Here is a 25,670-nt window from a genome sequence, read left to right on the forward strand (position 1 = left end):
TGGTAACTATGCTAGATCACTTCTGCTTCCAATCGTTCGGACGCGCTGGCTTTGGATTGAGTAGTTGCCATTTGATAAAACACTAGCAGCGGCAAAATTCCTAGTACCAATCCCAACAAAATCGGAATATAGATGCCTGCGGCTAAACTCATCACCGTCGCAAAGGCAAAATTAGCCAGATAAACAGCCAACGGTAAGCCCAAATCGCGATCGGGTAAAGTCAACGGCTTCAATCGCCAGATGAAAGTAGCAGCGGTCATAAACACCACACCCGTCCCAAACCAACCTGTAAAATTCTCGTAGGGCATTCCAAAAAATGGCCCTGGCTGTTCCCAGACCCAGAATGACATACTAGTCTGACTCATTGCCGGATCGAGCACAAAATCCCATGAAGTCAGTAATAGCGAACCAAAACCGATCGCGCCGATATATTTGACCAATTGAGGGAGATTGAACCGTTCCAGTCCAGCTCGGGCGATGACGTAGGCACTAAAACCGATATAGAACCACGACAGGGGAATCGTGAAGGGCACCAGTCCCGCGATTTTGTAGCCCAATCCAGATAGGTAGTGATAATGTCCAAATGGAAATCCAGTACTCGTGCCCAACAACTCACTGACTAGAGATAGTCCGATCGCGGGAATCATAAATCCCAGACAATGCCATAGACCCAGCGTTCGATAAGCATATACTGCCACTGCTGCCGTGCCCAGTATCATGTAGACTACCCCCCCACCTGCCATCGATATTGGCAGAGCCGTTTTCCCGATCTCGGGTAAGGCATTGATGATGTCAGGATTCGGTAATACTACCAGTATCCCAGCCAGACCAAATGCCATGGAGATAATATGACCGATCAGAAGTGTTCGTTCGACACGTATAAGTTTTTCCATAGATCGCGACCTAATTTGATGTGGATAGCTCGTCCAGCTCGAATACCCGCGACGTCATCTTCAGTTTGCGGGTCGCCTGCTGGCAATTTGACCTCAAGTAACTGAAGAATGACACTCTAAAACGACCCAATCTGCGAGCTGGATCGAGTTCAGTTACTAGTTTACAAATATTTACTAAGTAGTATTGTGTAATGTAATGCTGTCGCTAAAAAATTGATGCTTGTTGGGTAAGAATATGGTGTCAATGTTAATTTTGCTCGCGATCGGGATCGGGATCGTACTTGCCATTTTGGCAATGAGATCTGGTGGCTCACATCGAGATCGCCGTTGGGCTAATTTCTTTCAGCTTAGTGCGATCGCGATCTTACTCGTAATGACAAGTTAGGCAGCTTTGGTTGTTTCGGCAGTACCAGATTGAAAGATTTGACCGATGACATCATCGATCGGTGGATCGGTAATACTGAGATCTACTACTTCTAATTCGCCTAATATTTGAGAGACGGTTTTAGTGAGCATTTCTTGAGTTACTAAAAATCTTACTGACGCGCCTTCAACCGCTTGGACATCTCCATATAGTGCCAACTTCTCGCGGGGATAAACATGGGCAAATTCGATATTGACTTCCCGACAGGGTGAAAAGCGATCGACTAAACCATTGAGATTGCCATCATAAATTAATTGCCCTTGATTGATTACCAATACCCGATCGCACAGGGCGGTAATATCTGCCATGTAATGACTAGTCAGCAGGATTGTGGCGTTATATCGCTGATTGTACTCTCGTAAGAATTGCCGTACTGCCACTTGTGCATTGACATCCAATCCCAGTGTCGGCTCGTCGAGAAATAGCACCTGTGGCTCGTGAAGTAGTGCCGCCAGTAGCTCGGCTTTCATCCGTTCGCCCAGTGACAACTTCCGCACGGGTTGGGTGAGCTTACCTTGGATCGAGAGCATTTCTGCCAATTCTTGGATGCGGAATGCCGCAGTACGATCGCTCAAACCGTAGACAGCAGCATTGATCTTGAGCGAATCCAGCGCGGGTAAATCCCAAATCAACTGTTGTTTTTGCCCCATGACGAGGGTAATTTGCTTCAGGAAAGCAGCTTCGCGCCGGAATGGAATTTGCCCACCTACTTTGACTATGCCTGTAGATGGGCGGATCAAACCACTGAGCATCTTGAGTGTGGTAGTTTTGCCAGCTCCATTTGCGCCCAAAAATCCGACAACTTCGCCCGCTGCAATCTCAAATGACACATTTTGCACCGCATTAATTTGCTTGTACGTGCGTTGGAAAAAATGCTTGAGGGTACCCTGCAAACCTGGCTCTTTGATAGCAACAGGGTAAATTTTGCTCAGGCGATCGACACTAATACTAGCCATGCACACCGCATCTAAATTTCCACCCGCGCTACTAGCTCAACTGTCCGGATCGGTCGCAACAATCATCGCAGCAGCACCACTTAACACTATAAACTATTCTCACTAGAGCTGAATCGGCTCTGGATCTGCACGTTGATGAGCCACCGTCTCGATCTAGTGGGAAATTAGATCGGCTATTGGGAAACTCTCAGACAGGAGAGCGGGTCGTAAAATTACGATAGGATGGTAGTGTCTAAACTACCTATCCTTGTTTGTGCAATGTCAACCATGAGGACAAGATCGGTGTTTTTTAGTATCGTTATTCCTACTTACAATAGACTCCCCATTCTCCAGAAATGCCTGAGAGCACTGGAAATTCAAACCTGCGATCCGCAACTGGTGACTGACTACGAGATCGTTGTCGTCGATGATGGTTCGAGTGATGGGACGATCGAGTGGTTGCGAAATAGCACTAATGAATTGCCACATCTCAAGATCTACGAACAAGCGCACAAAGGGGCTTCAGCCGCCCGCAATTTGGGTGTCGAGCAGGCGCAAGGGGACACGATTATTTTTATCGATAGTGATATTGTAGTCACGCCTACATTTCTCCAATGTCACGCTGCGGCACTATTACAGAAACAACAAGTATTGGGTGACGATCGCGTCTTTACTTATGGTGCAGTCATTAATACCGCCAATTTTGAAAATCCGACAGCCGAACCTTATAAGCTGCTCGACTTTTCCAATGCTTATTTTGCCACTACTAATGTCGCGATCTCCAGACATTGGTTGCTCGAAGTTGGTTTATTCGATCTGGGTTTCGATCTATATGGCTGGGAAGATTTGGAACTAGGTGTCCGGCTCAAGCACCAAGGCATTGAAATGGTCAAATGTCCCGAAGCTGTCGGTTATCACTGGCATCCAGCTTTCTCACTCGATCGGATTCCTCGGCTGATCGAACAAGAATTGGAACGTGGCAAAATGGGGGTAGTTTTTTACAAAAAGCATCCCAATCTCGATGTAAAAATCATGATTCAAATGACAGTTTTTCATCGCATCTTGTGGAATATCCTCTCACTTGGTGGCGCGCTCAACGAACGCACGCTGAAACCACTCATGCAGTGGTCGATCGATCGTGGCAATCCGCAATTAGCCGAGCAGTTCGCCCGAATTTTCCTCAATCAATATAGCGTCCAAGAAGTCCATCGCGCCTATCAAGCAAGTCTAAAACAGTTGACAGTTGACAGTTGATAGCGGCGATCGCAGTAGCAACTAGCATGAATAAAAAAATTAGACAATTTATCTTACTACTTTGGATCGGTACAACATTATTGATTGATTTGTTGATAAGTGCGTTCTCTTTTTCACTAGTTGGCTATCCAGTTCATCCAGACGACAGTAGATCTGAGACTACTTATAATCTACCGCTCGATCGTCTCACCTTCACTCAAGTTGCCGTCACATTATTGATGTGCTTATCTGGGTTGGCTTGGTCGGTCATCGTCTTATTGGGGACTGAGCGACTATTAGCGTGGCTGAGATTCCCGATCCCTGGAAATCATAAATTTAGCAAATTGAGTTTAGGTCTATTTAAATTTGCTTTAATCGCGATTATGTTAACGATCGTCATCGGCAACGGATATCTAATTTATGACCAAATCCAAGGTCGTGCGGGACTAAAATATCCATAACTAGTGTAAGTTAGTACACAGCGATCGCGCGGTGCCGTCTGCCCATACTATATTCAAACCAATCCGAACGCACTTATGAAAACTTGGCTGGCTGCGGGTGGCATCATCGCTCCATTAATTATTGTGCTACCGGCTACGCCAATGTCGCCAACAGAAGTAGCCAAAATCGCCAAAAGCGTCACGGTGGCAATCAGAACACCAACCGATCGCGGCTCGGGCGCAATTATCGATCGGACGGGCAATACTTACACCGTCTTGACTGCTGCTCACGTTGTCAAAAAAGCCGATCGTCAGTACACCATCGAGTTCGAGGATGGTCAAAAATACCCAGTCAGTGGGCGGCAATTGTCACCCAAGGGCAACATCGATCTCGCGATCGTCAAGTTTCAGAGTAATCGCTCCTATCCAGTGGTCAAAATTGGTGATTCCAATAGCGCGGTAGAGGGTAGTCTAGCTTATGTCGCTGGATTTCCGCTGGCGACTGCGGCGATCTCCGAGTCAGTATATACCTTCAGTGATGGCAAGGTGACCGCCAATAGCTCTAAGCCGTTCGATAATGGTTACTCGATCGTTTATAGCTGCAATACCTTGCCAGGGATGAGTGGTGGCCCCGTATTAAACGAGCGCGGCGAACTAATTGCCATTCATGGTAGAGGCGATGTCCAAGCAAAAACCCAACCATCGGCTGTCAATGCCAATGTCTGGGTCAAAACTGGATTTAATTTGGGTATTCCGGCGCGGACATTCATCAACATGGCGAGCACGATGGGGGTAAAACTGGGGGGGCAGACTGCGCCAGCGATCGCCACACAGCCGCAAAGTACCACCGCCGATGATTTCTTTGTAACTGCTGCTACCAAATTTACTCAAGGCGACTATCCAGGCGCGATCGCCGGATTCGATCGGGCGATCGCCAGCAAGCCCAACTACACAGCAGCCTACATCGCTAGAGCTGAAGCCAATCTCTATCTGGAGAATAGCTCGGAAGCGATCCGCGATGCCGCTCTAGCATTGAAACTCAACCCCAACTCTGACGATGCTTATGCCCTCAGAGGAGCTGGCAAAATCGGGATCGGGGATTCTCAAGGAGCTTTTATCGATCTGGATCGGGCGATCTCGCTCAATCCTCAGAGTGCGCGGAGCTATTTTTATCGCGGCTTTGGCGAGATGCAGTACGCCGATCCCAACAAAGCAATTAGATCGATAAACCGCGCACTGGCGATCGATCCCAACCTCGGCGATGCTTATAGCGTCCGCGCAGTCGCCAAATACCTGATTGGCGACCCACAAAGTTCTGACTCAGACTTCAACCGCGCTCTCCAAATTAATCGTAATAGTTTTCTCGCCTACGCTTATCGCGGATTTATCAAGGTAAATGCTGGTAAAAAAGATGCAGGATTTACCGATCTAGCTAAAGCGATCTCGATTAGTCCCAGGAATCCGATCGGTTATAGTCTACGCGGACAGGCTTATGCTGCCCTCAAAGACTATCCTCGCGCGATCGTGCAGTTCAACCGCGCACTCGAAATCAAGCCCAACTATGATGCTGTTTATGCTTATCGCGGCATCGCCTATATGCAGCAGCAAAACTTCCAGCAAGGTTATGCTGATGTCGAAAAAGCCCTCCAAATCAATCCCAATAGTGAGACAGGCTACCAGGGACGTGCTGTCTACTACATCTACCGCAAAGATTTTGGACGATCGATCGCCGATGCCAATCGGGCGATCGCTATCAACGGGGTATCGCCTGATTCGTATTTTATCAAAGGGGCATCATATATCGGCTTGCTCGATCGCACTCAAGCCAAGCTGGCACTCCAACAGGCTGCTAATCTTTACCAAAAACGCGGCAATCGTGAATCTTATCAAGAGGTGATGACGCTCTTGAGATTGGTACAGTAGCGAGAGTTGCTACCTACTGTGCCAGCGACTGAAGTCGCGCCTACAGATGCAAAGTCTGCCTGTCTTGACTGAAACACATGTGCCAGGAAACCTCCGCGTGATTTCAGTCGCTGTCTTGACTGCAACACATGCGGTTAAAGCAACATCTTCGCTAGTGTTAATCCACCGATACTGACTCTGCAACACTAGTAGCGGCGGTTTTAACCGCTGGTTAACCGAACCGCTGGAGAGTCAACCGACAAGTCTCAGAATTGTTACAGTTAATGAAGAAGCTCCACGTCGATCGCCAAACATTATTGAATTATGACTTCAGTACCGCGTATCTGTATCCTCGGTGGGGGATTTGGTGGTTTGTATACTGCCCTCAAATTGAATCAACTGGCTTGGGAACCCGGACAAAAGCCAGAAATCACGCTGATCGATCGCCAAACCAATTTTGTATTCACACCCCTGCTGTATGAGTTGATTACAGGTGAAATGCAGGGTTGGGAGATCGCGCCGCCATTTGCCGAACTCCTCAAAGGCACGGATATTCGGTTTGTGCAAGGAGCAGTCAAGCAGCTCCCGCACACGGAAGATCCCACCCACCCAGCCCCCAACTCGGTGACTTTGACAGATGGGACAGAGATTGGTTACGATCGGCTGGTACTCGCGCTGGGCTGTGAAACGCCATCGGATAGCGTTGCTGGCGTGAGCGAACATACGATCTCATTTCGATCGCTTGAGGATGCGTACAAACTAGATGCCAAGTTGCGAATCCTCGAAGCAGCTACTACCGAAAAAATTCGGATTGCGATCGTCGGTGCTGGCTATACTGGCGTCGAAGTCGCTTGCAAACTTGCCGACAGGCTCAAAGAGCGGGGACGCATCCGCCTGATCCAGTCACGCGATAAAATCTTACCAAACGCCACTGAATTCAACCGGAATGCCGCCCTCAAGGCTCTAGAACAGCGGGGCATCTGGGTGGACCTCGAAACTAACGTTTCCGAAATTACGGCTGACTCAATCGGGCTAATTTACAAAGGGCAAACCGATATCATTCCGGTGGAGGTAGTAATGTGGACTGTCGGCAATCAGGTGAGTCCCGCCATCAATCACCTGGGACTATCACTAAATGCCCAAGGAAAGATCGCTGTTTCAGACAAACTTCAAGTCCTCGATCGTCCCGAAATCTTTGCGCTCGGCGATGCTGCGGCAGTGCTGGAAACCGATGGTAAATTTATACCTAGCACCGCTCAAGTCGCATTTCAGCAGTCTGATTTTGTCGCTTGGAATGTGTGGTCATCACTAACCGATCGACCATTGCTACCATTTCGCTATACCGATCTCGGCGAAATGATGGTATTGGGTGACAATAACGCCGTGCTATCTGGCTTGGGAATTCAACTCGATGGCCCACTCGCCTATCTCACCCGTCGGCTCGTTTACCTCTATCGTCTCCCCACCCTGGAACATCAACTCAAAGTTGGTTTCAATTGGTTGACACAGCCATTGGTAAAGCTTTTGAGTTAGGCTTTAGGTATTAGGCTTTAGGCTTTAGGTCTTAGGGGAAAAGGTAGTAGCTACGCGTTAGGCTATAGGAGAAAGGCTCTGGGCTTTTGGTGTCTTGCTAATGTTCCAATCCCTAACACCTAACACCTAATACCTAACACCTAAGACCTAATACCTAAAGCCTAATCCCTAAAATTTCCTAAAGCCTAAAGCCTAAAACCTAAAACCTAAACAATTGTCCCATTCGGAATAGTCGCATTCTTGAGTACGACGACAATCCCACTGCGAATCAAGAAACCTTGGTCTTCGCGGAGGGCTTCTTCGACACCTTCTTTGTTGATCAGCATCACATCAGCACCGATCCGCGCATTTTTGTCGATGATGGCGCGACGAATCGTCGTATTGGCACCGATCCCAATGGGGATGCCACCAGTTTCAGCGTGAGTTTTGCGCTCGGGGGCGGGTTCGTAGAAGTCAGCACCCATCAGCAGCGAATCTTCGATCGTACACCCATCCATCACACGCGATCGCACACCCAGTACTGAGTGGTGGATGCGACATTGTTTGATGATACAACCTTCGCCGATCATGGATTCGGTGATCTGGGAGTCCAATAACTTCGAGGGAGGAAGGTAACGAGAGCGGGTGTAAATTGGTGACTTCTCGTCGTAGAAGCTAAATGCGGGCGTCGGTTGCTCTGTGAGGGCGAGATTGGCATCATAGAAGGATTCGATCGTCCCGATATCTTCCCAGTAGCCATCAAATAAGTAAGCTTGAATATTGTGAGTAGCCGCCGCACCAGGAATGATTTCCTTCCCGAAATCGGTCTGTTCCAGCGATTTTTTGAGTAAATCTACCAGCACTTGCTTCTTGAAAACATAAATACCCATAGAGGCAATATAGGGCTTCTCAGCGGCTTGCTCGGCATTGAGACCCAATTTGGTCGTATCGACCTGCATGTGCTTGAGCGCGTCACCTTTGGGCTTCTCACTGAATTCGACCACGCGTCCAGATGGATCGATTTTCATCAGTCCAAATTCCGAAGCATTTTTCTCGCCGATCGGTACTACGGACAGGGTAATATCAGCATTGGTAGTGCGGTGACGTTCGACAAATAACCGATAATCCATCCGATACAGGTGATCGCCAGATAGGATCACCACTTCCTCGACATCCCAATCCTCGACGATCGATAGGTACTGACGCACTGCATCGGCGGTACCCTGGAACCAGTCAGGACTGTCCTTGGTTTGTTGGGCGGCGAGGACTTCGACAAAGCCATCGCTAAATCCCGAAAAATTGTAAGCGCGGGCTAAGTGCCGATTCAGTGAAGCGGAGTTAAATTGCGTCAGCACATAGATTTTGAAAATCTCGGAATTGATACAGTTGCTCACAGGGATATCGATCAACCGATATTTACCAGCCAATGGTACGGCAGGTTTTGCCCGCAGTTTGGTTAGGGGATACAACCTGGTACCCGCACCACCACCTAAAACGATTGCTAAAACTTTTTTCATAAAAACCTCTAAAAATACCGATCCTAACTGGATCGATCGAGATCGCTGCGGACGTAACTGGTATTTCTACCACGATCGCCCTCACAATATCGACCTAGACACCCTCTATCATCTGATAACTTGGGTACTTTCGGGTTGCTCCGATCGGTATTTTCTGCTACTTTCTCGCCAGAATTGGTAATTACTTTAACCACTGTCCGATCGATTTCCCTTCGATCTCGCAATCCCTGCGGGGCACGATCGATCGCTTGCCAATTGGAGCTACTGGGCTGAATCGCACTTTTACGCCCGCAAATGCCGATCTCAAATTTATCGAAAACCACTTCTGTTCCTAATGAACACTCGATCGCATCATCGGTCTGAAGCCAAGCAATCGGCACAGTCAAAATATGACTTTCTAACAGTTCTAAACTCGATTATCGATGTCAAAAACTATCCGCTCCTACTACTAGATAAGATTCTAAAATCTCAGTACTAGTAATAGGAGCGGTCTAGGGGGTCTGTTCGCTGGAACCTGGCTGCTGAGAGAAACTCTACAAACAAGACAGGAGTGAATCTAGAACGATTCTATAGACAAACCGATAAGTTTACTAGAGGACAGTCCCAGCACTCAGCCGGCTAACTCCAGTTTCGAGACCCAGACGTGTACTACTCTCGATCATGGGCACCACCTCCTAATTTAATAATTGGATAGCTGTACTAGACAGCGGGTTATTTACTACCTATTGCTAAGTTAACACAGGTGTAGACAGTTGACAACAAGGATTCGAGCAGATTTGAGTTGAGTTGACTTAGCGTCATTTCAGTAATCTCCTCACCCTCAAGATCGAGATTGTCAGCCAAAACTTAGTTGACTGCTGTCGGCACCTGTGAATCGCTGTTAACGTCAATTGTAGGTGCGGATTGGAGTCGTTCGATAATGTCGATCGTTTCGCGCTCGAACACGACCTGAGCGCGATTGGTGCGCCCACCCAGGTACAATTTACCATCCTTGACTACCGCCCAAATTTGGGAATGGGAGAAATAGCTCATCACCACGCCGAGCATCAACAAACCAAAGCCCAAATACACGATCGGAATTCCAGGATCGGCTTTGATCTGCAAGCCCGTACCGCCGATGACTTCGAGGACTTTGAGCGTGACCCCATTGACCTCTAAGGAGCTGCCAGCACGCACGCTAGACACCAATTGACCTTTAGTATCGTAGACCAATAATGTCCCCTGTAAGTCTTTGGCGAGGAGCGAGACACCTTCGCTCAAATCTGGCTTGGTAGGAATCCACGTTCCCCAAATTCGGTTTTGAACGCCTTGTCCCAACTGTGCCATCGGGAGTCTAAAAATCGGACTGTTATTAATTCTGACTTTGACACCCGAAATCGACCAGTCAGTTTGGTAGTAATATACCCCATCATATTTCAATGGTTTGTTGACATGAATCGTCTGCCGATCGAGTTCCTTTTTGCTATCATTATCGATTACTGATAAATCTGAATAAAATTGATCGATCGTCCCTAAAGGTGTATATTCAATCCAGAAGCGATTGACTTTCACCGACCAATCTTTAGGGATTTGATTACGTGCCAATGGCCCCGCGTCGAGAATATTTTTAACTTGAAATGTCTCACCACTCGGCACCATTTCTTGAGCGAGAAATCCTGTCATTGCGCCCCAAACGCCGCCCAACAGAGTCAGAATCATCCCGATATGTACGACGATTGGCCCAATCTTGCCAATCAATCCCTTTCGGGCGTAAAGTTTGTCTCCTTCAGTAAAAATCTGGTATTTCTGAGATTGGAGCTGTAAGGTAAGTGCATCCAAATCTCGATCGTCAATTTCGGCACTAAGAGCCAATCGGTGAAAGAATTTAGGATTGTCATAAAATTTCCACTTCCGTGCCGATTTGAGCATCGGTAATTGAGTGGTAAATGTACAAGTCATCAGGCTAATACCAAATAACACCAATAATCCTAAATACCACCAAGTTCGATATACATGGTCTAAGCCAATAACTTGAATTACTTTCCAAGTTAGAAAACCAAATAAAGCTGGATGTTCGGGATAGTTAGTTTGATAAAATCCTGGCGTCTCTCCCTGCTCGATGACGGTGCCAGTAATACTCAAGACTGCGATAATTAGTACCAGCGCGATCGCAAATTTGAGATTGGCAATTACTGGTACGATTTTCTTCCGCCACCACTGTTGGGGGATCTGCCAGAAATTAGTTGGAGTTACGTTAGATTCGATCGCCATTCTTGTATTCAGCTATCAGTTATTCAGATCTTAAAAGCTAGGAATTCTAGTTAACAAAGAAAATACCCCAAACCCAATCAATAGCACACCACTAGTCGGGGTAATCCATCCAGACCATTTACGCACTTCCAACAACTTTTTGATTGCCGCCGTAAATGTACCTGCTAGTATCAATGGTGCCACATAACCAGCGGTGTATGCTAGTAAAAAACCAGCACCCAACCCAATATCACCAGTACTACTCACCCAAGCCAGTAAAGTTGCTAAAACTGGTGTGCTGCAAGGCGATGCGACTAACCCAAACGTCACTCCTAATAGATAAGAGCGCGCACCGTTGGGTAAATTCTTGGGAATCCAACCCATCCCGCCAAAATCGGGAAGTTGGAAAGGCAAGGCTTCGAGGAGATTTAGCCCCATCAGAATCGCCACTAAACTGACAAAGATCGGTAATCCCAAGCCAATTTGACCGTATACTTTACCAACTACCGCCGCAAAAATACCCAATCCAGCCAGAGTTGTCGCGATGCCCCCACAGAAACATGTCGATTGGAGTGCAGCTTGCCAGCGGCTTTTGGATTCGTAGCCGCCGATATAGCCGATCGTAATCGGGAGCATCGATAATGTACAGGGTGTCAGACTAGTCAGCAATCCCGCCGCGAAGATCGTGGCGACAGATACCCAGGTAATTTGAGTAAGTTGCTCGGTCACCAATCGATCGGCAAAGTGTTCGAGTTGATATAATCCGGTCTGAAGATCGATCGTTGGCATAAATGGTCAAAAGTATTCCCGATCGCTATTATACAAACGATCGAATGGTCGCGTTGGTTACTGTCGGCGCATCACTGGCTGAGATACCGATCTCGTCGGTCGATTTCTGCATCTATGGTAAATGTGCCGACACCCATCATGAGTAACTAGTTGCCGATCGAGTCAGAGTCGTGAGATAATTGTAGACTGTGTTTATTTTATTCCCGCGTTGGGTCTGTAAAGATTATGGCAGCCAAAAAGGGCGTTCGTATTATCATCACGTTGGAATGCACCGAGTGTCGCAGTAATACTGCCAAACGCTCTGCTGGTGTATCCCGCTACACAACTATGAAGAACCGTCGGAACACCACCGCACGGCTAGAGTTGAGCAAGTTCTGTCGTTACTGCAACAAGCACACGACACACAAAGAAATCAAATAGCACCGTTCACTATCCACCATCCACTATTCATTAATTCACTAGAAATGGCTTACTTTCGCAAACGATTATCACCCATCAAGCCCGGAGATCCGATCGACTACAAAGACGTAGATTTACTACGTAAGTATGTGACCGAACGTGGCAAGATCTTACCGCGTCGAATTACTGGCTTAACCGCCAAGCAACAAAGAGATCTGACGCTTTCGATCAAACGCTCTCGTCAAATCGCCTTGATGCCCTTTATCAACGTCGAAGGCTAAACTTAATTGGGGGTTGACGCTTGCGATCGAACGCTCTCGTCAAATCGCCTTGATGCCCTTTATCAACGTCGAAGGCTAATCGCCAAAGGGATGAGGAATGAGGATCGCTAGTAGCTCTAGGTTTCCAAGCTTGCTTCATTCTTCACATTCCTGGCTATAGATCTAGCCGCCAAGCCGCGATCGCCGTAAAATAGAGATGTTAGCTTCACAAGCGTTGTCGCAGCAGCCGCTCGGTACAAATTCTCCTGCTGGAGATGCTACGCGAACGAACTTGAAACTAATTGCAACCAAATAACACGTAACAACTAACTGTTACTAAAGGAAGATAATAGGGGTGGAGAAGGGAACTCTAGTCGAATTTTGGCATAACGGAGAACGCCGTCTAGCCATAGCCGATCGTCCAGAAGGGAAAAAACACTGGATCGCGATCGATGCTCGGACACAATCACATACACTCCATCCGCGTGATATCACCTATGAAGTAGCTGGAGTAACTTACAAGCAGCCAGCCGAAATCGATCGATTTACCGCCGCAGTCGCACCAAATATCGATCCTGAGAGCCTAGAAGTAGCGTGGGAAATGTTGGTAGCAGACGGGGAAATAGTCGATCCACCCACCTTGGCAGACTTATTATATTCCGATCGCACTCCCGCTCTGTGCTATGCGGCTCACGTCCTGCTCTCAGACGATAAAGTCTACTTTAAAAACAAAAAAGAAGACAAATACGAACCGCGCAGTCGCGCCCAAGTAGTAGAACTCAGGCATCAAGCCACTATCAAAGAGCAAAGAGAACGCGAACAACAAGGATTCATCGAGCGCGTCCAGCAGCAGCTCTTGGGTACGCCCGTCACCTGGGAAGATACCGATAAACAGCGACTAGAAGTCCTCGAAAAGTACGTCCTCAATCCCGATCTACCCCCGCAAAAGTTGGGTGAATATCTCACCGCCCTGGGTCGATCGCAAACTCAGCAATCAGTATTCACGCTGCTGGTAGAATTGGGGTGGTGGAGCATCCATGAAAATATCCATCTGCGTCGCGCTCAGACTCCCGTTCACTTCTCACACAAGATACAAACTGTGGCGCATGAATTACTCACCAATCCGCCTGTCGATCTCGACGCAGATCGCCGCCTCGACTTGACACGGTTGAAGGTATATACCATCGATGATGAAAGTACTCAAGAAATCGATGATGGTTTGAGTGTAGAGTTATTGCCAGATGGACGCCAAAAGTTGTGGATTCATATCGCCGATCCGACGCGATTATTGTCGCCTGAAGATGAATTCGATCTCGAAGCGCGAAAACGCTCGGTCACAATTTATCTCCCGACGGGGATGATTCCGATGTTCTCACCCGACCTAGCTACAGGTCCCATGAGCCTGCGGCAGGGTCAAAAGTGTTGTGCCTTGAGTTTTGGGGTGATCCTCGATCCGAGCGGTGCGGTGGCAGAATATACTATCACTCCGAGTACGATCGAGCCGACTTATCGTCTCACTTATGAAGATGTGGAGGAAATGCTCCAACTACGGATTCCGGGCGAGATGGAAATCGAATCCCTCGCCCAAGCCTCCAGGCTCCGCACACAGTGGCGACTCTCCCAAGGCTCCATCAATATCAACATGCCAGAGTCTACGGTCAAAGTCAGCGGTGATGAAGTCTCGATCGATCTAATCGAAGACAATCGCGCGCGGAAACTAGTAGCGGAAATGATGATTTTGGCTGGTGAAGTCGCTGCCAGATACGGACAAGACAACGCCCTCCCCCTCCCCTATCGCGGACAGCCCCAGCCCGAACTCCCACCCGAAGAAGAACTGATCCTCATCCCCGTCGGTCCCGCCCGCTCCTGTGCCATCCGTCGCTGTATGCCCCGTAGTGAAATGGCAACCACACCATCCAGACATGCTAGCTTGGGTCTCAATACCTATTCACAGGTGACATCGCCGATTCGCCGCTATACAGATTTACTGGCTCATTACCAAATCAAAGCCCACCTGCGGGGCGATGAGTTACCATTTACAGTCGAGCGATTGCAGGAAATCATGCTGGGATTGGGGACGAATATCTATGAAGCAATCATGGTCGAACGCCAAACCAATCGCTATTGGACACTAGAATACCTCAATCGATCTGGCGATCGCGAATGGGACGCGATCTTCTTACGCTGGTTGCGTGAAGATGAAAGTCTCGCCCTGATCTTGATCGAAGAACTGGGAATTGAATTGGCGATGAAATTCAATCGCTGGATCGCCGCAGGCGAACAGATCCAAGTACAGGTAGCTTTAGCCGATCCGCGTCAGGACATCATTCATCTGCGCGAGATCGCGCGTCAATCGAGTGACTATGCCGCTTAAAAGTAACGATTAATCATGCCAAAAAAACAAAAATTCCCACATCTCCTTGGCTCAAAGTGGACGGCTACCCAAAAAATGTGGGGCTGGCGACACTTTCAAGTAGTCAACCGCAAACATGATGGCAAGTGGGTATTCGCCGAGATGGTCTCATCCTGCGATCCTGACGTCCGGTTTTGGATCAATGCCCAAGCCATCAAAGACACCAGCCAATGGAAACCAGGCTGGCAATCGCTGGCGGAAATGGGATTGGGTCATAACGATGAGCTGGTACTAATAGAGTAAAATTGAATTTGTCAAGCTCGATCGAATCTACCGAGATCGATCGCATCAGTGTTGCGCCAAACGTCACTTAATCGCGATCGATTCAAATCCATAATTTCATCTGTTAAAAATTGCCTCGATCCATAGCTGGTGGGCAGTACCCACCCTGCAAAATATCCAAAGCTATTATTTTCTCAAACCCAAAACCTCAAGTCCGATCCCTAAAGCCTAATACCTATCAAGATGTTTCGTCTCGCCAGTCAAATCGAAGCCATTTTGTATCTCAAGGGACAACCCCTCGACTTGGCAGTCATTGCTGAATGTGCGGGATGCGATCGCGATGCCGCCGAAACGGCGATGATTGAGTTGATGGATGATTATACGCACCGAGATAGTGCCCTAGAAGTCGTCGAAACACCACAGGGTTATACACTTCAGCTCAGGGCTTCATTTCAAGCACTGATTGAGAAGATGATTCCACCCGAGATCGGTACGGGTGCGCTCCGCACTCTGGCAGCGATCGCCATCAAAGGCTCGATTTCTCAAACCGATCTGGTAGAATTGAGAGGCAGTGGTGCCTATCAACACGTTCAAGAACTCGTCGAAGTCGGATTCGTTCGCAAACGCCGTCAGCATGGGAGTCGCTCCTCATTGTTGCAAGTGACTGACAAATTTCACCGGACCTACGAACTCAATGACTTACCCATCCCACAATTAGCGACAATCGCGAGCGAAACAACTGATGAGATCGATGGGGTGGATTTCACCACTAAGTCAGCCTAAGTGAGTTATAATCGCTTGCTTACTCGTAGCTGCTGTTGATAACGTTCAGGTACGATCGATCTCCAGATGATGGCGGATAACCGTTCTGAGGGCATGATAATCACAGCGGTATGCTCCCTCCGACCTGCTCGATAAAATAGTATCATAGTGATATCGAGTCGTTAGCGTCAGCTCTTGAGTTTGCAGAGTACTCCGCACCTACAAGGAGCATCGCTTAAAATCAATCACCATCTCGATCCATCTAATTAAGTCATAATGGCATTTAATCCTGATTTTCTGGAACGCAAATCTGAAGATGCTCAGGTAAATCAATTACTCAAGTATCTCCAACACCAATCCCCAGAGGTCTTAGCCCAAATTGCTAAGGCGACAACTCCCCAAGTAAAAGATATCATCACCCACAATATTCAGGGTTTACTGGGCATGTTGCCGAGCGAGGGTTTTGGCGTGCAAGTGACGACCGATCGTGATAATCTCGCCAATCTGCTTGGTTCGGCGATGATGACAGGCTACTTTCTGCGCCAAATGGAGCAGCGGATGGAGTTGGAAGACGTGTTGATGGGTTCGGGTTCGATCGAACACGAGTAAACTCACAGCTTGAGCCAGTACAGAACGTAGAATGTAGGGTGGGCAATGCCCACCACAGGTAAGTGTGCTGATTCTAACCCCAATGGTGCGTTACAGCTTTCGCCGAACACACTGTACATCTATTGGTATGTCAATTGTCTGAGCTGCGTATCGCCAGCCCACCATCGACATTCGTCGCTAACTGCGCCAGTGTAATATTTGAGATTTGACTGGGTTGACAAAATCTCTGCTCTGTGCTGTTGACTTGGTGAATTCCGATCGCAGTTGATAGTACCATTTTGCCTGGGTATCAGCGTCGCGGATGAGCATCAATGGCGGACTGTATTTGAGACCGATCTGTTGCTTGACTACCATATCCCGATCTTGCCCTAAGAAGGTGCGGACAAATGGCAGCAGTAGTGGCTGTAACGGTTTGACCCAGGCAAGCGTGGTGTAAAAAATCGTTGTTACCTCGGTTTCGGTCTCAGAGATGGGGGTGATAACTGTCAGGTTGGCGACGCGATTTGTGGCAGTGATAATTTGCTCGATTCTAATTCCAGGTAGCGAGAAGGCAATTTCCACCTCAGCTTCACCACCAATCAGCTGATAGAAAAATGTTTGCCGTTCCAAGCGATGACGGCGCATCGTGAAGCCGTAGGGCGAGGGATCGAAAGCCTTAATTTCATCAGATAGGCTGGGATCGGCACGCCACCACCATGCTCGATGCACGAAGGGAACGTGAGTCGGGTCCATCAAGCCGACGACCGCATGATCGATGAAGCAAGGGAATGTCATCGTCAAGACAGATTGATAAGTCTTACCTTCAAAACCAGGTACTACAGTCACTGGATGTGTGGGTGCGCTCTCATCCCGATCCCGCTCGGACATATAAATCCAGATATTGCCCTGGACTTCCTGGACTCGATACCTGCGAACTTGAAACTTACTCAAATCCAGATCTTGGTCGGCATGGAGAGCTGGGATCAGTTGACACTGACCCGACCTGTCGAATCGCCAACCATGATACGCACACTCGATTTGGGCACCATCAAACCGCCCACAACTGAGCGGGACAGCCCGATGAGGACAGATATCCCGGAGGGCAAATACTTCGCCATCACGGGTGCGCCCAAACACGATCGGTTCGCCCAGTAATTGCTTGGTCACCATCTGACCAACTTTGAGCTGTCCGCCTGGAAGCGCATAGTACCAAATATTGCGGAGGAAATGTTGTTTTTGTTCGATCGCTTGCATCATCTCAACAGCAGTTCAAATAGTTGCGCGTCAATTATGAGTTGTCTATCCTAAAAGTCTATATTATAAAGGTTTGTCAGTAGAACCCAGTGCATGAGTGGTACATATCGAGCGACAGGAATCAATCTCAAGGCGATGCCGATCGGTGAAAACGATCGATTGATGACAATTCTCACCCCCGAGCATGGTTTAATTAAAGCGATCGTGCCAGGTGCGCGCAAGTCCAAGTCAAGTCTGGGCGGGCGGAGCGCGTTATTTATGGTCAACGATTTATTGATTTTCAAGGGTCGATCGCTTGACAAGGTAACTCAAGCCCAGACGCTGATTTCCTATGGCAAATTGATTGAGGATCTTGGGAAACTAGCCGCTAGTCAATACCTGGCGGAAATAGTCCTCGCCCAAGCCTTGAGCGATCGACCGCAAGCGGAATTATATCAATTATTACTGCTGCACTTGGGTAGAATTGATAATCTCGATCGCGGTGACAATACTGGATCGATCGCACATTTGTGTCAAGGTATTTTTCACCTGCTAGCTCTAGATGGCATCGCCCCGCAGGTACATAGTTGTTGTATCACCAGACAACCGATCGAGCCAAATTTCACGATGCTCGACTGGCAGATCGGCTTTAGTATCGAGTCAGGTAGCACCGTCGAGCTAGGTGTAGCGACTGAAGATCCGAGTATTGTTGTTAATTATCGCTTGAAAGCTCTAGATCTCCTCTGCTTCCAGCATCTATCCGATCCGAACCTACATCGATTGGAGCTGGCGATCGACAATTTCTCGCTCGAAACAATTACCGATACTGAGCTAGCTGGAGTCTGGCGGCGGCTCGAACGCATTCTACGTCAACACATCCATTATCATCTCAATATTCAGATTCGATCGGCAGCACTCATCGATCTTTAGGTTTTAGGCTCTAGGGGGTGTTAGGCTTCAACCGTAAGGTATCAAGGTTAAGGTGAACAAGAGCAGAGGATCTGATTGAGGATTGCTATAGCTACCCCGATGCGATCGAAAAACATTTACACTAAAAATTGTCAAACTCGATCGATGAGTGGTTTTGACCTTCACCAGAGACTAATTTGAGGTTGTAATGTGAGTGAGCATAATTTTTGTCAACAATTCCAGATCTAACGTTAAATTTAGGCAGCTAGAGCCGATTGCTCTGTCGATCCGACGTCGATCGCTCTAAAATAGAAGGTACATTCACATTGGCAATATTCCGCCGCTTGGCATCGCGTCTGCCTTGGAAGATCGAGGTTTAACCAAATGCTCATTTTCCGCAGTTATCACCGCCCCACCACATTACTCAATGCGATTATCTGATTTTGACACAGCACCAGGAAATGAACTGACCGATTCTCCGCCAAAGCAGGAAGCTGGTTCGGAATTGCCGGATGATTCGGATTCGACAGTAGTAAATGGTGAGGCTACTGTAGTAGCACCGACACCAGCTCCGAGTGGATCCCCGCCAGGATTTATGGCTGTACTCCAGAATCGGAACTTTGTGACCTTGTGGAGCGGACAGATTTTTTCCCAATTGGCAGACAAAGTTTATCTAGTCTTGATGATTGCGATTATTGAGAGTCAATTTCAATCCGAAAATCAGAGTATCAGTGGGTGGGTATCAGCGATCATGATTGCCAATACAGTTCCAGCCGTGCTATTTGGCTCTCTAGCAGGGGTGTTTGTCGATCGCTGGCATAAGAAAGAGGTATTGGTCAGTACCAACCTGCTGCGGGGGATTTTGGTGCTATCAGTGCCATTTTTATTGTGGTTGACCAAGGGGCAAGTCGTCGTCAATTTACCGCTGGGTTTTGAAATTCTGTTGTTAGTCACGTTTGTGGTTTCTACACTGGGTCAATTTTTTGCCCCCGCCGAACAAGCAGCAATTTCGATGATTGTAGACAAACCAAATTTACTCTCAGCCAATTCCCTGTACACGACGACAGCGATGGGTTCGCTGATTGTGGGCTTTGCGATCGGCGAACCCATACTAGCATTGGCAGACCATTTGGGCGCAAGTGTGGGCTTGGGAGTGAATATCGGCAAAGAATTATTAGTCGGATCTAGTTATGCGATCGCCGGTATTTTTCTAATTGTGATGCGAACGGGAGAAACCAAAAAAATTCCAGCAGGCGACGAGCCGCATGTGTTGGCAGATCTCCGCGAGGGTGTCCGTTATCTGGGAGAGCATCAGCAGCTCAAAGGCGCACTCATTCAGCTCACGATCTTACAATCGGTAATTGCCTCAGTGACGGTAGTAGCCGTGCGAATTGCCGAACTATTACCAGAAATCAAAGCTTCGCAATTTGGATTCCTGCTGGCTGCTGGTGGCGTCGGGATGGCGTTGGGTGCGGTAGGATTGGGTTATCTCGATCGCCGATTGTCTCGCGCTCAATTGAGCTTGTATGGATCGTTTGGGGTGGCTTTGTCTCTGGTCGGGTTATCATTTTCCCACTCGCTGTGGCTGAGTCTATTATGTTTGGTCGGTATGGGTGTATTTAGCGCGAGTGTGATGATTCCGATGCAGACGACGATCCAAAGCGAAACTCCAGAGGAAATGCGCGGTAAAGTATTTGGACTCCAAAATAACGCAATCAATATCGCACTGAGTCTACCCCTTGCCCTCACTGGCATCGCGGAAACTGCACTAGGTGTGCCGACTGTATTATTGGCTCTAGCCTCGATCGCGGCAATTGGCGGGATCTTCACTCAGCGGTATAATTCGGTAGAGTAATTAAGTCAGCACTTCTCACCATTCACCATCCACCATTCACCCCTTGATGGAACCAATCATTCAGCTACGTGGCGTCTCCAAAGCCTTTGGAAATAGTGTAATTTTGGATGCGATGGATCTAGATATCTATCCTGGACAAGGTTTGGGGATTATCGGGCCATCGGGAACGGGCAAATCGACAATTCTGCGGATTGTGGCTGGATTGCTGGCTCCAGATGAGGGTGAAGTATACATTCGAGGGCAATTGCGGCGCGGACTGATCGAAGATGGTAACGATCCGATTTATATCGGGATGGTATTCCAGCAAGCGGCTTTATTTGATTCGCTGACAGTAGAGGAAAACGTTGGTTTCCGGTTATTTCAACAGTCGCATATTTCTCGCAAACATATTCGGGAGCTAGTAGAATCCAAGCTAGCAATGGTTGGGATGACCGATGTAGCCGATCGATATCCAGCGCAATTATCGGGGGGAATGCGGAAGCGAGTCAGTTTTGCCAGAGCCATCATGTCCAATCCCGAACATCCCGACGACAATCCCGAAGTTTTATTATATGACGAGCCGACAGCAGGATTAGACCCGATCGCCTCTACCGTGATTGAAGATTTGGTCAGAGATTTACAGCATCAGGCTGGCTGCGGTACTTACGTGATGGTGACTCACCAAAGTAGTACGATTCGACGCACTACCGATCGGATTGTCTTTCTGTATCAAGGTAAGGTGCAATGGGATGGTAAAACGGCTGATATTGATACTACCGATAACCCCCTGATGCGCCAATTTTTTAGTGCGAGTACGCATGGGCCGATTCATCTGATTGATTGAATTCATTACTTTCGGGTGAGAAGTTAGGTGAATGGTGAATGGTGAATGGTGAATGGTGAATGGTGAATGGTGAATGGTGAATGGTGAATGGTGAATGGTGAATGGTGAATGGTGAGTTTACTGACAATAAAAAAAGAGCGAGAATCATGATTCTCGCTCTTTTTATGTTGACCTTGGCTGTCGTTGCTGCCTTGGTCTTTGAGTTTTTGTCGGAGCATTTGAGTGCGTTTCTTGAGTTGGCGTTGACGTGCCGAACCGCCTTTGCCCTTGTCGTTTCTCCCTTCTTTGCGAGGGGATTCCCAGCGTTTTAGTCGTTGTGCCATAGAACTGATTGATACTTTGTATTTTAATAGTAGCAAAAAAGTTTGGCGATCGCCATAGTTAGTATAGTCCGCGAAGGCGGACTTTGCACTACGAGCAGCGGTTTCCAACCGCTGAGATTGTAGATAGCAACTTGAGTTAACTACTCTAAATCCCCATTGCCAATCCGGCTAAATATCCAGTCGTCCAGGCACTTTGAAAATTGAAGCCGCCTGTGACGCCATCGATATCCAAGATTTCCCCCGCAAAATACAACCCTGGACAGAGCTTACTTTCCATTGTCTGAAAATTCACTGACTTGAGATCGACGCCGCCACAGGTGACAAATTCTTCCTTAAATACGCCTTTGCCAGCGATCTGATACTCACCACGCTTGAGTTCTTGGATCGATCGATCGAGTGTTTTATTTGCCAAACCCGCCCATCTGTCCGTGGGTTGAATGCCGATATAGCTAGTCAGCGATTCCCATAAGCGATGGGGAATCGGTACGGGACAACTATTGTGAATAGTTTTTTGGGGTAGCTGGGACTTGACAGCTACCATCAGTTCGCGTAACTTGTCGATCGAGTAATCCGGTAGCCAATCGATCGTCAGTGGGATACTATAACGCGCTTCGGCAAGAGATCTCGCTCCCCATGCGGACAATTTGAGGACGGCGGGGCCGCTCATCCCCCAATGTGTGACTAATAATGCACCTGTTTGAGTGAGCGGAGTTTTGCCTGTAGTTGCCAACTTCACCGTGGCAGCTTTGACACTAACTCCCGCGAGATTTGCCAAGCGCGGATCGGGGATATTGAATGTAAATAGCGACGGTACTGGTGTGGAAATCGGATGTCCGAGTTGTTGTGCCCATCTGTGGGCACTGGGATTGCTACCTGTGGCGAGGAGGACGCGATCGGCTGTCAAAATCTGTCCTGATTTGAGGGCTACCGTCCATCCTGACGGCTGTTGTGGACAAATTTCGGCTACAGCTTCCCCCGTCCAGATTTTGACGCCAGCAGCCGCCGCAGCGTCGAGTAGACATCTGACGATCGTTTCTGAGTCGTCGGTAGTGGGAAACATCCGCCCATCGGCTTCAGTTTTGAGCTGGACACCGCGATCGGCATACCAAGCGACAGTATCCTGAGGTTGGAAGCGCGAAAATGCCCCCCGCAGAGCCTTGCTACCACGCGGATAGTACTGCACCAATTGGTGAGGGTCGAAACAAGCATGAGTGACATTACACCGACCGCCACCGGAGATTTTGACCTTGCTGAGGGGATATTTACCAGCTTCGATCAGGGTGACACGGGTATATGGATAAGTTTGGGCGCAGGTAATCGCGGCGAAAAATCCCGCCGCGCCGCCGCCGATGACAATGATTTGAGACACGGGGTAGAGGGTAGGGGGTTGAGGAACTGTTAAGGCGGTTAGAACACAGCGATTGAAATCGCCGCTCGGAATGCAAAGTCCGCCTACGCGGACTAATAATTCAGTCCGCGTAGGCGGACTTTGCAGTATTAGCCGCGACTTCAGTCGCAGGTAGTAAATAGATAGCAACTTAGGTGAAAGCGGCGTCCAAAGCCTAACACCTAAAGCCTAAGCCCCATGAGCGCGAGGATCGTCATTATTGGGCTGAGTGGGTGTCGCGATTGTGGGTGTGAATTTGGAGACTTCCCCTGCGGTGGTGGTGTCGGCTAGGGTTGTGCCAGCAGCTAGAGCCGTTAGTTTGGCTGCTAGGATCTGGCGCGGTTGTTCGCCGATCGCTTGGACGAGGACTGTTCCGGTATTATCAAAGAAGACAAAGTGAGGAATCCCATCGACGCGGTATTTGGTAACCTCTGGTAGCCATTTGGTATTATCGACATTGAGCATCGAAAAATTGATCCGATCGCTAAATTCGGACTTGAGGGCGGCTAAATCTGGTGCCATTGCCTGACAACTAGTACACCAGTTGGCATAAAATTCCATCAGCGTTGGTTTGCCATTGGTGAGGGCAATATCGATCGGTTGGGCGTGGGTGGCTTGAGCTTCGAGGCTCGAACTAGAGTCAGTCGCGCGAATGCCTAAGACGAGAGCAACTACTAGCAGGATTGCGATAATGACGATCGCAAAGTTCCTGATTCGCTGCGCGGGGGAAGTAGATTGGATCGCCATAAAAAATTTAAAATTTGCAGATCGGATGTAAGCTCAATATATCGTGCAATTCGCGACTCTTGCAGAAATCGATCGCTTAGCCCCTTTTCGGTGTCAAATTGGATATCTGGGGTGGATAGTGAATAGTGAATGGTGAATCGACAGGTTGTTTAGTTATTGGTTGGGAAGGAAGTAGTTTGGAGGTCGAATGCTAAACTGTCAACTGTCAACTATCAACTATCAACTATCCACAGATGTTGTCAATCCCCACCTTCCCCGAAACCGACCATCAGATCGTCCGATCTTTAGCTAGTTATAGCGATCGAGAGTTGGTCAGCTTGCATCAGTTACATCCCGAGCAGGGCAAGTTTTTTGCGGCGTTGTTTTGTCGCTATGGCGCGATCGTGCATAGCGTTGTGCAACATGCTGTCGAGTCGCAGCTCCAAGCTGATTACTTATTTGCGATCGCGTGGCGACAGATTTTTGGCGAACTGCACCGCGTCAAATTGGCAGCAGATCCTGAAGCTACCAATTGGCAAAACTGGCTAATAGACATCACTGGTAATACGATCGCCCAGATTGAAGTGCCTCCGTCAGCGCAGATCCGCTACACTCTCAATACAGCACCACCGCCATTATGGTGTTATCTCGAACGTGGACTCGATTTGCTCCCCCCGCTGTCACGGTTGATTGTGGTGATGACTCAGAGCCTCAAGTGGAAAGATCGACGGATTTCGGCATATCTACAAGGGGAGGGACAGCAGATCCCCCCTGATAGTATCCCTAACTACCTCATCGCAGGTTATCAGCAGCTAGAAGCGGCAGTACCTCAAGATATTCGCGAGATTTATCAGAGTGGGATTGGTAAGCAGGCTGATGCTCTGAACTAGATCTCAGTGTGGGCTGAGGATGTCAACTCGCTAATTGCCTCGATCGACCAGCGATCGAATAACTCGGTTAAAATTTGCTGCTGAAGCTGCTCGTCCAATTTTGGCTCGACGATCTCTTCTACTTGAATCAGATGGACGCCGATAGCCGTAACAACTGGTTTGATTACTTGCGGTGGTTTGGCAGCAAATATAGCAGCGGATAGTTCGGGAAGCAGTTGTTTGCGGCTGACTCTCCCGATATACCCCCCGCGTCGCCGGAGTTCGGGAGTGGCAATGTATTGATGTGCCACATCCGAGAAGTGGAGATCGCCTTCTTGCAGCGAGTAATAAATCTCCATTGCCAAGTCGTAGTCTGCGAAAACTACTTCATAGATAACTGCACCACTGTAGTCGAGTAAATTCTGATAAAACAACTTTTCGACTCGATCTCCAAATAAGTGTGCGGCAAGCCTGTCAGACAACAGATCGTAGAAGTTCACAGGGGTAGCAAAAAGCGGCTCTCTCGTAGTTAAGGTTATAACTTAAACTTATTAAAGCAATCGGAGCGCAGCGGAGATTACTTTAATAAGCAAGCTATATGCTTTACTCATATCTCTTTCAGGGTTGCTGTGACTAAGTATCTTCAGCTTATCCCCTGAAAGCTTTTCTACCTCATACCCCCCTTTTCAAACGCCCTCTCATTCACAATATCTGCAAAAAATACCGAATTGAATTTAAGGCGCACACACATGTCTGGGCTTAAAAAACTTTTGTCCGTCAATCAGGCCCGGGCATAGGTTGCTTTTTAAGGCTCGGTTTCATCATGGTGACTCGCTATTAACGCCAGTGTCATCTGCAATTGATGTCTGGTTGCGTCCTTTTCCCAGCTTCACTCTTACGAATTCCGAGTCGTATCGGTGTGGGCAGGTGAGCAGTCATCTTTGAGTTTAAGAGGAGGGGCTTACACCCTCATCAATCGGATAGTTCAAGCTTTATGTGCTACATGTATCGTAGCCAGCTTGGATTA

The 25,670-nt window shown here is 48.2% G+C and carries 26 protein-coding genes; 15 read left to right on the forward strand and 11 right to left on the reverse strand.

Going from position 1 to position 25,670, the window contains the following annotated elements; genetic code table 11:
* Positions 1-11 precede the first annotated feature (11 nt).
* Positions 12-893 carry a gamma-carotene 1'-hydroxylase CruF gene (gene cruF, locus ACEW9I_RS18765; protein ID WP_373541853.1) on the reverse strand — a complete coding sequence of 294 codons (882 nt, stop codon included), beginning with the start codon at positions 891-893 and terminating at the stop codon, positions 12-14.
* A gap of 244 nt (positions 894-1,137) precedes the next feature.
* Here cruF and ACEW9I_RS18770 point away from each other — a divergent pair, with 244 nt between their 5' ends.
* Complete coding sequence (locus ACEW9I_RS18770) at positions 1,138-1,278, forward strand: hypothetical protein (RefSeq protein WP_373541854.1); 141 nt, start codon at positions 1,138-1,140, stop codon at positions 1,276-1,278.
* Here the strand turns inward: ACEW9I_RS18770 and ACEW9I_RS18775 are convergent.
* Positions 1,275-2,273, reverse strand: a complete 999-nt coding sequence (locus ACEW9I_RS18775; protein WP_373541855.1) for an ATP-binding cassette domain-containing protein — start codon at positions 2,271-2,273, stop codon at positions 1,275-1,277. The genes ACEW9I_RS18770 and ACEW9I_RS18775 overlap by 4 nt on opposite strands.
* Positions 2,274-2,531: 258 nt before the next feature.
* Here ACEW9I_RS18775 and ACEW9I_RS18780 point away from each other — a divergent pair, with 258 nt between their 5' ends.
* The 4 genes from ACEW9I_RS18780 to ACEW9I_RS18795 all read left to right on the forward strand — a co-directional run bounded on the left by ACEW9I_RS18780 (position 2,532) and on the right by ACEW9I_RS18795 (position 7,360).
* Positions 2,532-3,506: a glycosyltransferase family 2 protein gene (locus ACEW9I_RS18780; RefSeq protein WP_373541856.1), complete on the forward strand. Its 975-nt coding sequence runs from the start codon at positions 2,532-2,534 to the stop codon at positions 3,504-3,506.
* A gap of 26 nt (positions 3,507-3,532) precedes the next feature.
* On the forward strand, positions 3,533-3,946 hold the full coding sequence (locus ACEW9I_RS18785) for a hypothetical protein (protein WP_373541857.1): 414 nt from the start codon (positions 3,533-3,535) through the stop codon (positions 3,944-3,946).
* Between the two features lie 75 nt (positions 3,947-4,021).
* Positions 4,022-5,848 carry a tetratricopeptide repeat-containing serine protease family protein gene (locus tag ACEW9I_RS18790; RefSeq protein ID WP_373541858.1) on the forward strand — a complete coding sequence of 609 codons (1,827 nt, stop codon included), beginning with the start codon at positions 4,022-4,024 and terminating at the stop codon, positions 5,846-5,848.
* 303 nt (positions 5,849-6,151) lie between these two features.
* Positions 6,152-7,360, forward strand: coding sequence for an NAD(P)/FAD-dependent oxidoreductase (locus ACEW9I_RS18795; RefSeq protein WP_373541859.1), 1,209 nt, complete (start codon positions 6,152-6,154; stop codon positions 7,358-7,360).
* A 206-nt stretch (positions 7,361-7,566) separates the two neighbouring features.
* On the opposite strand, the gene ACEW9I_RS18800 is transcribed toward ACEW9I_RS18795, so the two are convergent.
* The 4 genes from ACEW9I_RS18800 to ACEW9I_RS18815 all read right to left on the reverse strand — a co-directional run bounded on the left by ACEW9I_RS18800 (position 7,567) and on the right by ACEW9I_RS18815 (position 11,874).
* The gene (locus ACEW9I_RS18800) at positions 7,567-8,856 is read right to left on the reverse strand and encodes a glucose-1-phosphate adenylyltransferase (protein ID WP_373541860.1); all 1,290 of its coding nucleotides are present in this window, start codon (positions 8,854-8,856) and stop codon (positions 7,567-7,569) included.
* Between the two features lie 23 nt (positions 8,857-8,879).
* On the reverse strand, positions 8,880-9,236 hold the full coding sequence (locus tag ACEW9I_RS18805; protein WP_373541861.1) for a hypothetical protein: 357 nt from the start codon (positions 9,234-9,236) through the stop codon (positions 8,880-8,882).
* A gap of 466 nt (positions 9,237-9,702) precedes the next feature.
* Positions 9,703-11,106 (reverse strand): cytochrome c biogenesis protein, encoded by a 1,404-nt coding sequence (locus ACEW9I_RS18810; RefSeq protein ID WP_373541862.1) that lies wholly within the window; start codon positions 11,104-11,106, stop codon positions 9,703-9,705.
* A gap of 30 nt (positions 11,107-11,136) precedes the next feature.
* Positions 11,137-11,874, reverse strand: a complete 738-nt coding sequence (locus ACEW9I_RS18815) for a cytochrome c biogenesis protein CcdA (RefSeq protein WP_373541863.1) — start codon at positions 11,872-11,874, stop codon at positions 11,137-11,139.
* A gap of 225 nt (positions 11,875-12,099) precedes the next feature.
* Between ACEW9I_RS18815 and rpmG the strand changes: the two genes are divergently transcribed.
* The 6 genes from rpmG to ACEW9I_RS18845 all read left to right on the forward strand — a co-directional run bounded on the left by rpmG (position 12,100) and on the right by ACEW9I_RS18845 (position 16,539).
* Positions 12,100-12,294 (forward strand): 50S ribosomal protein L33, encoded by a 195-nt coding sequence (rpmG, locus tag ACEW9I_RS18820; RefSeq protein ID WP_310427688.1) that lies wholly within the window; start codon positions 12,100-12,102, stop codon positions 12,292-12,294.
* Between the two features lie 44 nt (positions 12,295-12,338).
* Positions 12,339-12,554 carry a 30S ribosomal protein S18 gene (gene rpsR, locus ACEW9I_RS18825; RefSeq protein ID WP_373541864.1) on the forward strand — a complete coding sequence of 72 codons (216 nt, stop codon included), beginning with the start codon at positions 12,339-12,341 and terminating at the stop codon, positions 12,552-12,554.
* A 334-nt stretch (positions 12,555-12,888) separates the two neighbouring features.
* Complete coding sequence (locus ACEW9I_RS18830; RefSeq protein ID WP_373541865.1) at positions 12,889-14,907, forward strand: ribonuclease catalytic domain-containing protein; 2,019 nt, start codon at positions 12,889-12,891, stop codon at positions 14,905-14,907.
* Between the two features lie 15 nt (positions 14,908-14,922).
* Positions 14,923-15,189 (forward strand): TIGR02450 family Trp-rich protein, encoded by a 267-nt coding sequence (locus ACEW9I_RS18835; protein WP_373541866.1) that lies wholly within the window; start codon positions 14,923-14,925, stop codon positions 15,187-15,189.
* A 222-nt stretch (positions 15,190-15,411) separates the two neighbouring features.
* On the forward strand, positions 15,412-15,951 hold the full coding sequence (scpB, locus tag ACEW9I_RS18840) for an SMC-Scp complex subunit ScpB (protein WP_373541867.1): 540 nt from the start codon (positions 15,412-15,414) through the stop codon (positions 15,949-15,951).
* A gap of 255 nt (positions 15,952-16,206) precedes the next feature.
* Positions 16,207-16,539 carry a DUF760 domain-containing protein gene (locus ACEW9I_RS18845; RefSeq protein ID WP_373541868.1) on the forward strand — a complete coding sequence of 111 codons (333 nt, stop codon included), beginning with the start codon at positions 16,207-16,209 and terminating at the stop codon, positions 16,537-16,539.
* A 177-nt stretch (positions 16,540-16,716) separates the two neighbouring features.
* Here the strand turns inward: ACEW9I_RS18845 and ACEW9I_RS18850 are convergent, their stop codons facing one another.
* Complete coding sequence (locus tag ACEW9I_RS18850; protein WP_373541869.1) at positions 16,717-17,775, reverse strand: aromatic ring-hydroxylating dioxygenase subunit alpha; 1,059 nt, start codon at positions 17,773-17,775, stop codon at positions 16,717-16,719.
* A gap of 90 nt (positions 17,776-17,865) precedes the next feature.
* On the opposite strand from ACEW9I_RS18850, the gene recO reads away from it, so the two are divergent.
* The 3 genes from recO (at position 17,866) to ACEW9I_RS18865 (ending at position 21,338) form a co-directional block, all read left to right on the forward strand.
* On the forward strand, positions 17,866-18,681 hold the full coding sequence (gene recO / locus ACEW9I_RS18855) for a DNA repair protein RecO (RefSeq protein ID WP_373541870.1): 816 nt from the start codon (positions 17,866-17,868) through the stop codon (positions 18,679-18,681).
* Positions 18,682-19,087: 406 nt separating this feature from the next.
* On the forward strand, positions 19,088-20,515 hold the full coding sequence (locus ACEW9I_RS18860) for an MFS transporter (RefSeq protein WP_373541871.1): 1,428 nt from the start codon (positions 19,088-19,090) through the stop codon (positions 20,513-20,515).
* A 46-nt stretch (positions 20,516-20,561) separates the two neighbouring features.
* A complete protein-coding gene (locus ACEW9I_RS18865; RefSeq protein ID WP_373541872.1) occupies positions 20,562-21,338 on the forward strand; it encodes an ABC transporter ATP-binding protein in 777 nt (258 codons plus the stop codon).
* Positions 21,339-21,361: 23 nt separating this feature from the next.
* Here the strand turns inward: ACEW9I_RS18865 and ACEW9I_RS18870 are convergent, their stop codons facing one another.
* The 3 genes from ACEW9I_RS18870 to ACEW9I_RS18880 all read right to left on the reverse strand — a co-directional run bounded on the left by ACEW9I_RS18870 (position 21,362) and on the right by ACEW9I_RS18880 (position 23,795).
* Positions 21,362-21,661: a hypothetical protein gene (locus ACEW9I_RS18870; protein ID WP_373541907.1), complete on the reverse strand. Its 300-nt coding sequence runs from the start codon at positions 21,659-21,661 to the stop codon at positions 21,362-21,364.
* A 145-nt stretch (positions 21,662-21,806) separates the two neighbouring features.
* On the reverse strand, positions 21,807-23,030 hold the full coding sequence (locus ACEW9I_RS18875) for an NAD(P)/FAD-dependent oxidoreductase (protein ID WP_373541873.1): 1,224 nt from the start codon (positions 23,028-23,030) through the stop codon (positions 21,807-21,809).
* Between the two features lie 207 nt (positions 23,031-23,237).
* Positions 23,238-23,795, reverse strand: a complete 558-nt coding sequence (locus ACEW9I_RS18880) for a thioredoxin domain-containing protein (RefSeq protein WP_373541874.1) — start codon at positions 23,793-23,795, stop codon at positions 23,238-23,240.
* Positions 23,796-24,028: 233 nt separating this feature from the next.
* On the opposite strand from ACEW9I_RS18880, the gene ACEW9I_RS18885 reads away from it, so the two are divergent.
* On the forward strand, positions 24,029-24,664 hold the full coding sequence (locus ACEW9I_RS18885) for a sigma-70 family RNA polymerase sigma factor (protein ID WP_373541875.1): 636 nt from the start codon (positions 24,029-24,031) through the stop codon (positions 24,662-24,664).
* On the opposite strand, the gene ACEW9I_RS18890 is transcribed toward ACEW9I_RS18885, so the two are convergent.
* A complete protein-coding gene (locus tag ACEW9I_RS18890; RefSeq protein ID WP_373541876.1) occupies positions 24,661-25,143 on the reverse strand; it encodes a peptidylprolyl isomerase in 483 nt (160 codons plus the stop codon). The two genes, ACEW9I_RS18885 and ACEW9I_RS18890, sit on opposite strands and share 4 nt — an antisense overlap.
* Positions 25,144-25,670 lie beyond the last annotated feature (527 nt).

The organism is Chamaesiphon sp. (genome assembly GCF_041738855.1).
GTDB lineage: Bacteria > Cyanobacteriota > Cyanobacteriia > Cyanobacteriales > Chamaesiphonaceae > Chamaesiphon.

Coding starts and splice junctions, on each gene's coding strand:
- cruF (WP_373541853.1), bottom strand. CDS start 893: ATGGAAAAACTTATACGTGTCGAACGAACACTTCTGATCGGTCATATT.
- ACEW9I_RS18770 (WP_373541854.1), top strand. CDS start 1,138: ATGTTAATTTTGCTCGCGATCGGGATCGGGATCGTACTTGCCATTTTG.
- ACEW9I_RS18775 (WP_373541855.1), bottom strand. CDS start 2,273: ATGGCTAGTATTAGTGTCGATCGCCTGAGCAAAATTTACCCTGTTGCT.
- ACEW9I_RS18780 (WP_373541856.1), top strand. CDS start 2,532: ATGTCAACCATGAGGACAAGATCGGTGTTTTTTAGTATCGTTATTCCT.
- ACEW9I_RS18785 (WP_373541857.1), top strand. CDS start 3,533: ATGAATAAAAAAATTAGACAATTTATCTTACTACTTTGGATCGGTACA.
- ACEW9I_RS18790 (WP_373541858.1), top strand. CDS start 4,022: ATGAAAACTTGGCTGGCTGCGGGTGGCATCATCGCTCCATTAATTATT.
- ACEW9I_RS18795 (WP_373541859.1), top strand. CDS start 6,152: ATGACTTCAGTACCGCGTATCTGTATCCTCGGTGGGGGATTTGGTGGT.
- ACEW9I_RS18800 (WP_373541860.1), bottom strand. CDS start 8,856: ATGAAAAAAGTTTTAGCAATCGTTTTAGGTGGTGGTGCGGGTACCAGG.
- ACEW9I_RS18810 (WP_373541862.1), bottom strand. CDS start 11,106: ATGGCGATCGAATCTAACGTAACTCCAACTAATTTCTGGCAGATCCCC.
- ACEW9I_RS18815 (WP_373541863.1), bottom strand. CDS start 11,874: ATGCCAACGATCGATCTTCAGACCGGATTATATCAACTCGAACACTTT.
- rpmG (WP_310427688.1), top strand. CDS start 12,100: ATGGCAGCCAAAAAGGGCGTTCGTATTATCATCACGTTGGAATGCACC.
- rpsR (WP_373541864.1), top strand. CDS start 12,339: ATGGCTTACTTTCGCAAACGATTATCACCCATCAAGCCCGGAGATCCG.
- ACEW9I_RS18835 (WP_373541866.1), top strand. CDS start 14,923: ATGCCAAAAAAACAAAAATTCCCACATCTCCTTGGCTCAAAGTGGACG.
- scpB (WP_373541867.1), top strand. CDS start 15,412: ATGTTTCGTCTCGCCAGTCAAATCGAAGCCATTTTGTATCTCAAGGGA.
- ACEW9I_RS18845 (WP_373541868.1), top strand. CDS start 16,207: ATGGCATTTAATCCTGATTTTCTGGAACGCAAATCTGAAGATGCTCAG.
- ACEW9I_RS18850 (WP_373541869.1), bottom strand. CDS start 17,775: ATGATGCAAGCGATCGAACAAAAACAACATTTCCTCCGCAATATTTGG.
- recO (WP_373541870.1), top strand. CDS start 17,866: ATGAGTGGTACATATCGAGCGACAGGAATCAATCTCAAGGCGATGCCG.
- ACEW9I_RS18860 (WP_373541871.1), top strand. CDS start 19,088: ATGCGATTATCTGATTTTGACACAGCACCAGGAAATGAACTGACCGAT.
- ACEW9I_RS18865 (WP_373541872.1), top strand. CDS start 20,562: ATGGAACCAATCATTCAGCTACGTGGCGTCTCCAAAGCCTTTGGAAAT.
- ACEW9I_RS18870 (WP_373541907.1), bottom strand. CDS start 21,661: ATGGCACAACGACTAAAACGCTGGGAATCCCCTCGCAAAGAAGGGAGA.
- ACEW9I_RS18880 (WP_373541874.1), bottom strand. CDS start 23,795: ATGGCGATCCAATCTACTTCCCCCGCGCAGCGAATCAGGAACTTTGCG.
- ACEW9I_RS18885 (WP_373541875.1), top strand. CDS start 24,029: ATGTTGTCAATCCCCACCTTCCCCGAAACCGACCATCAGATCGTCCGA.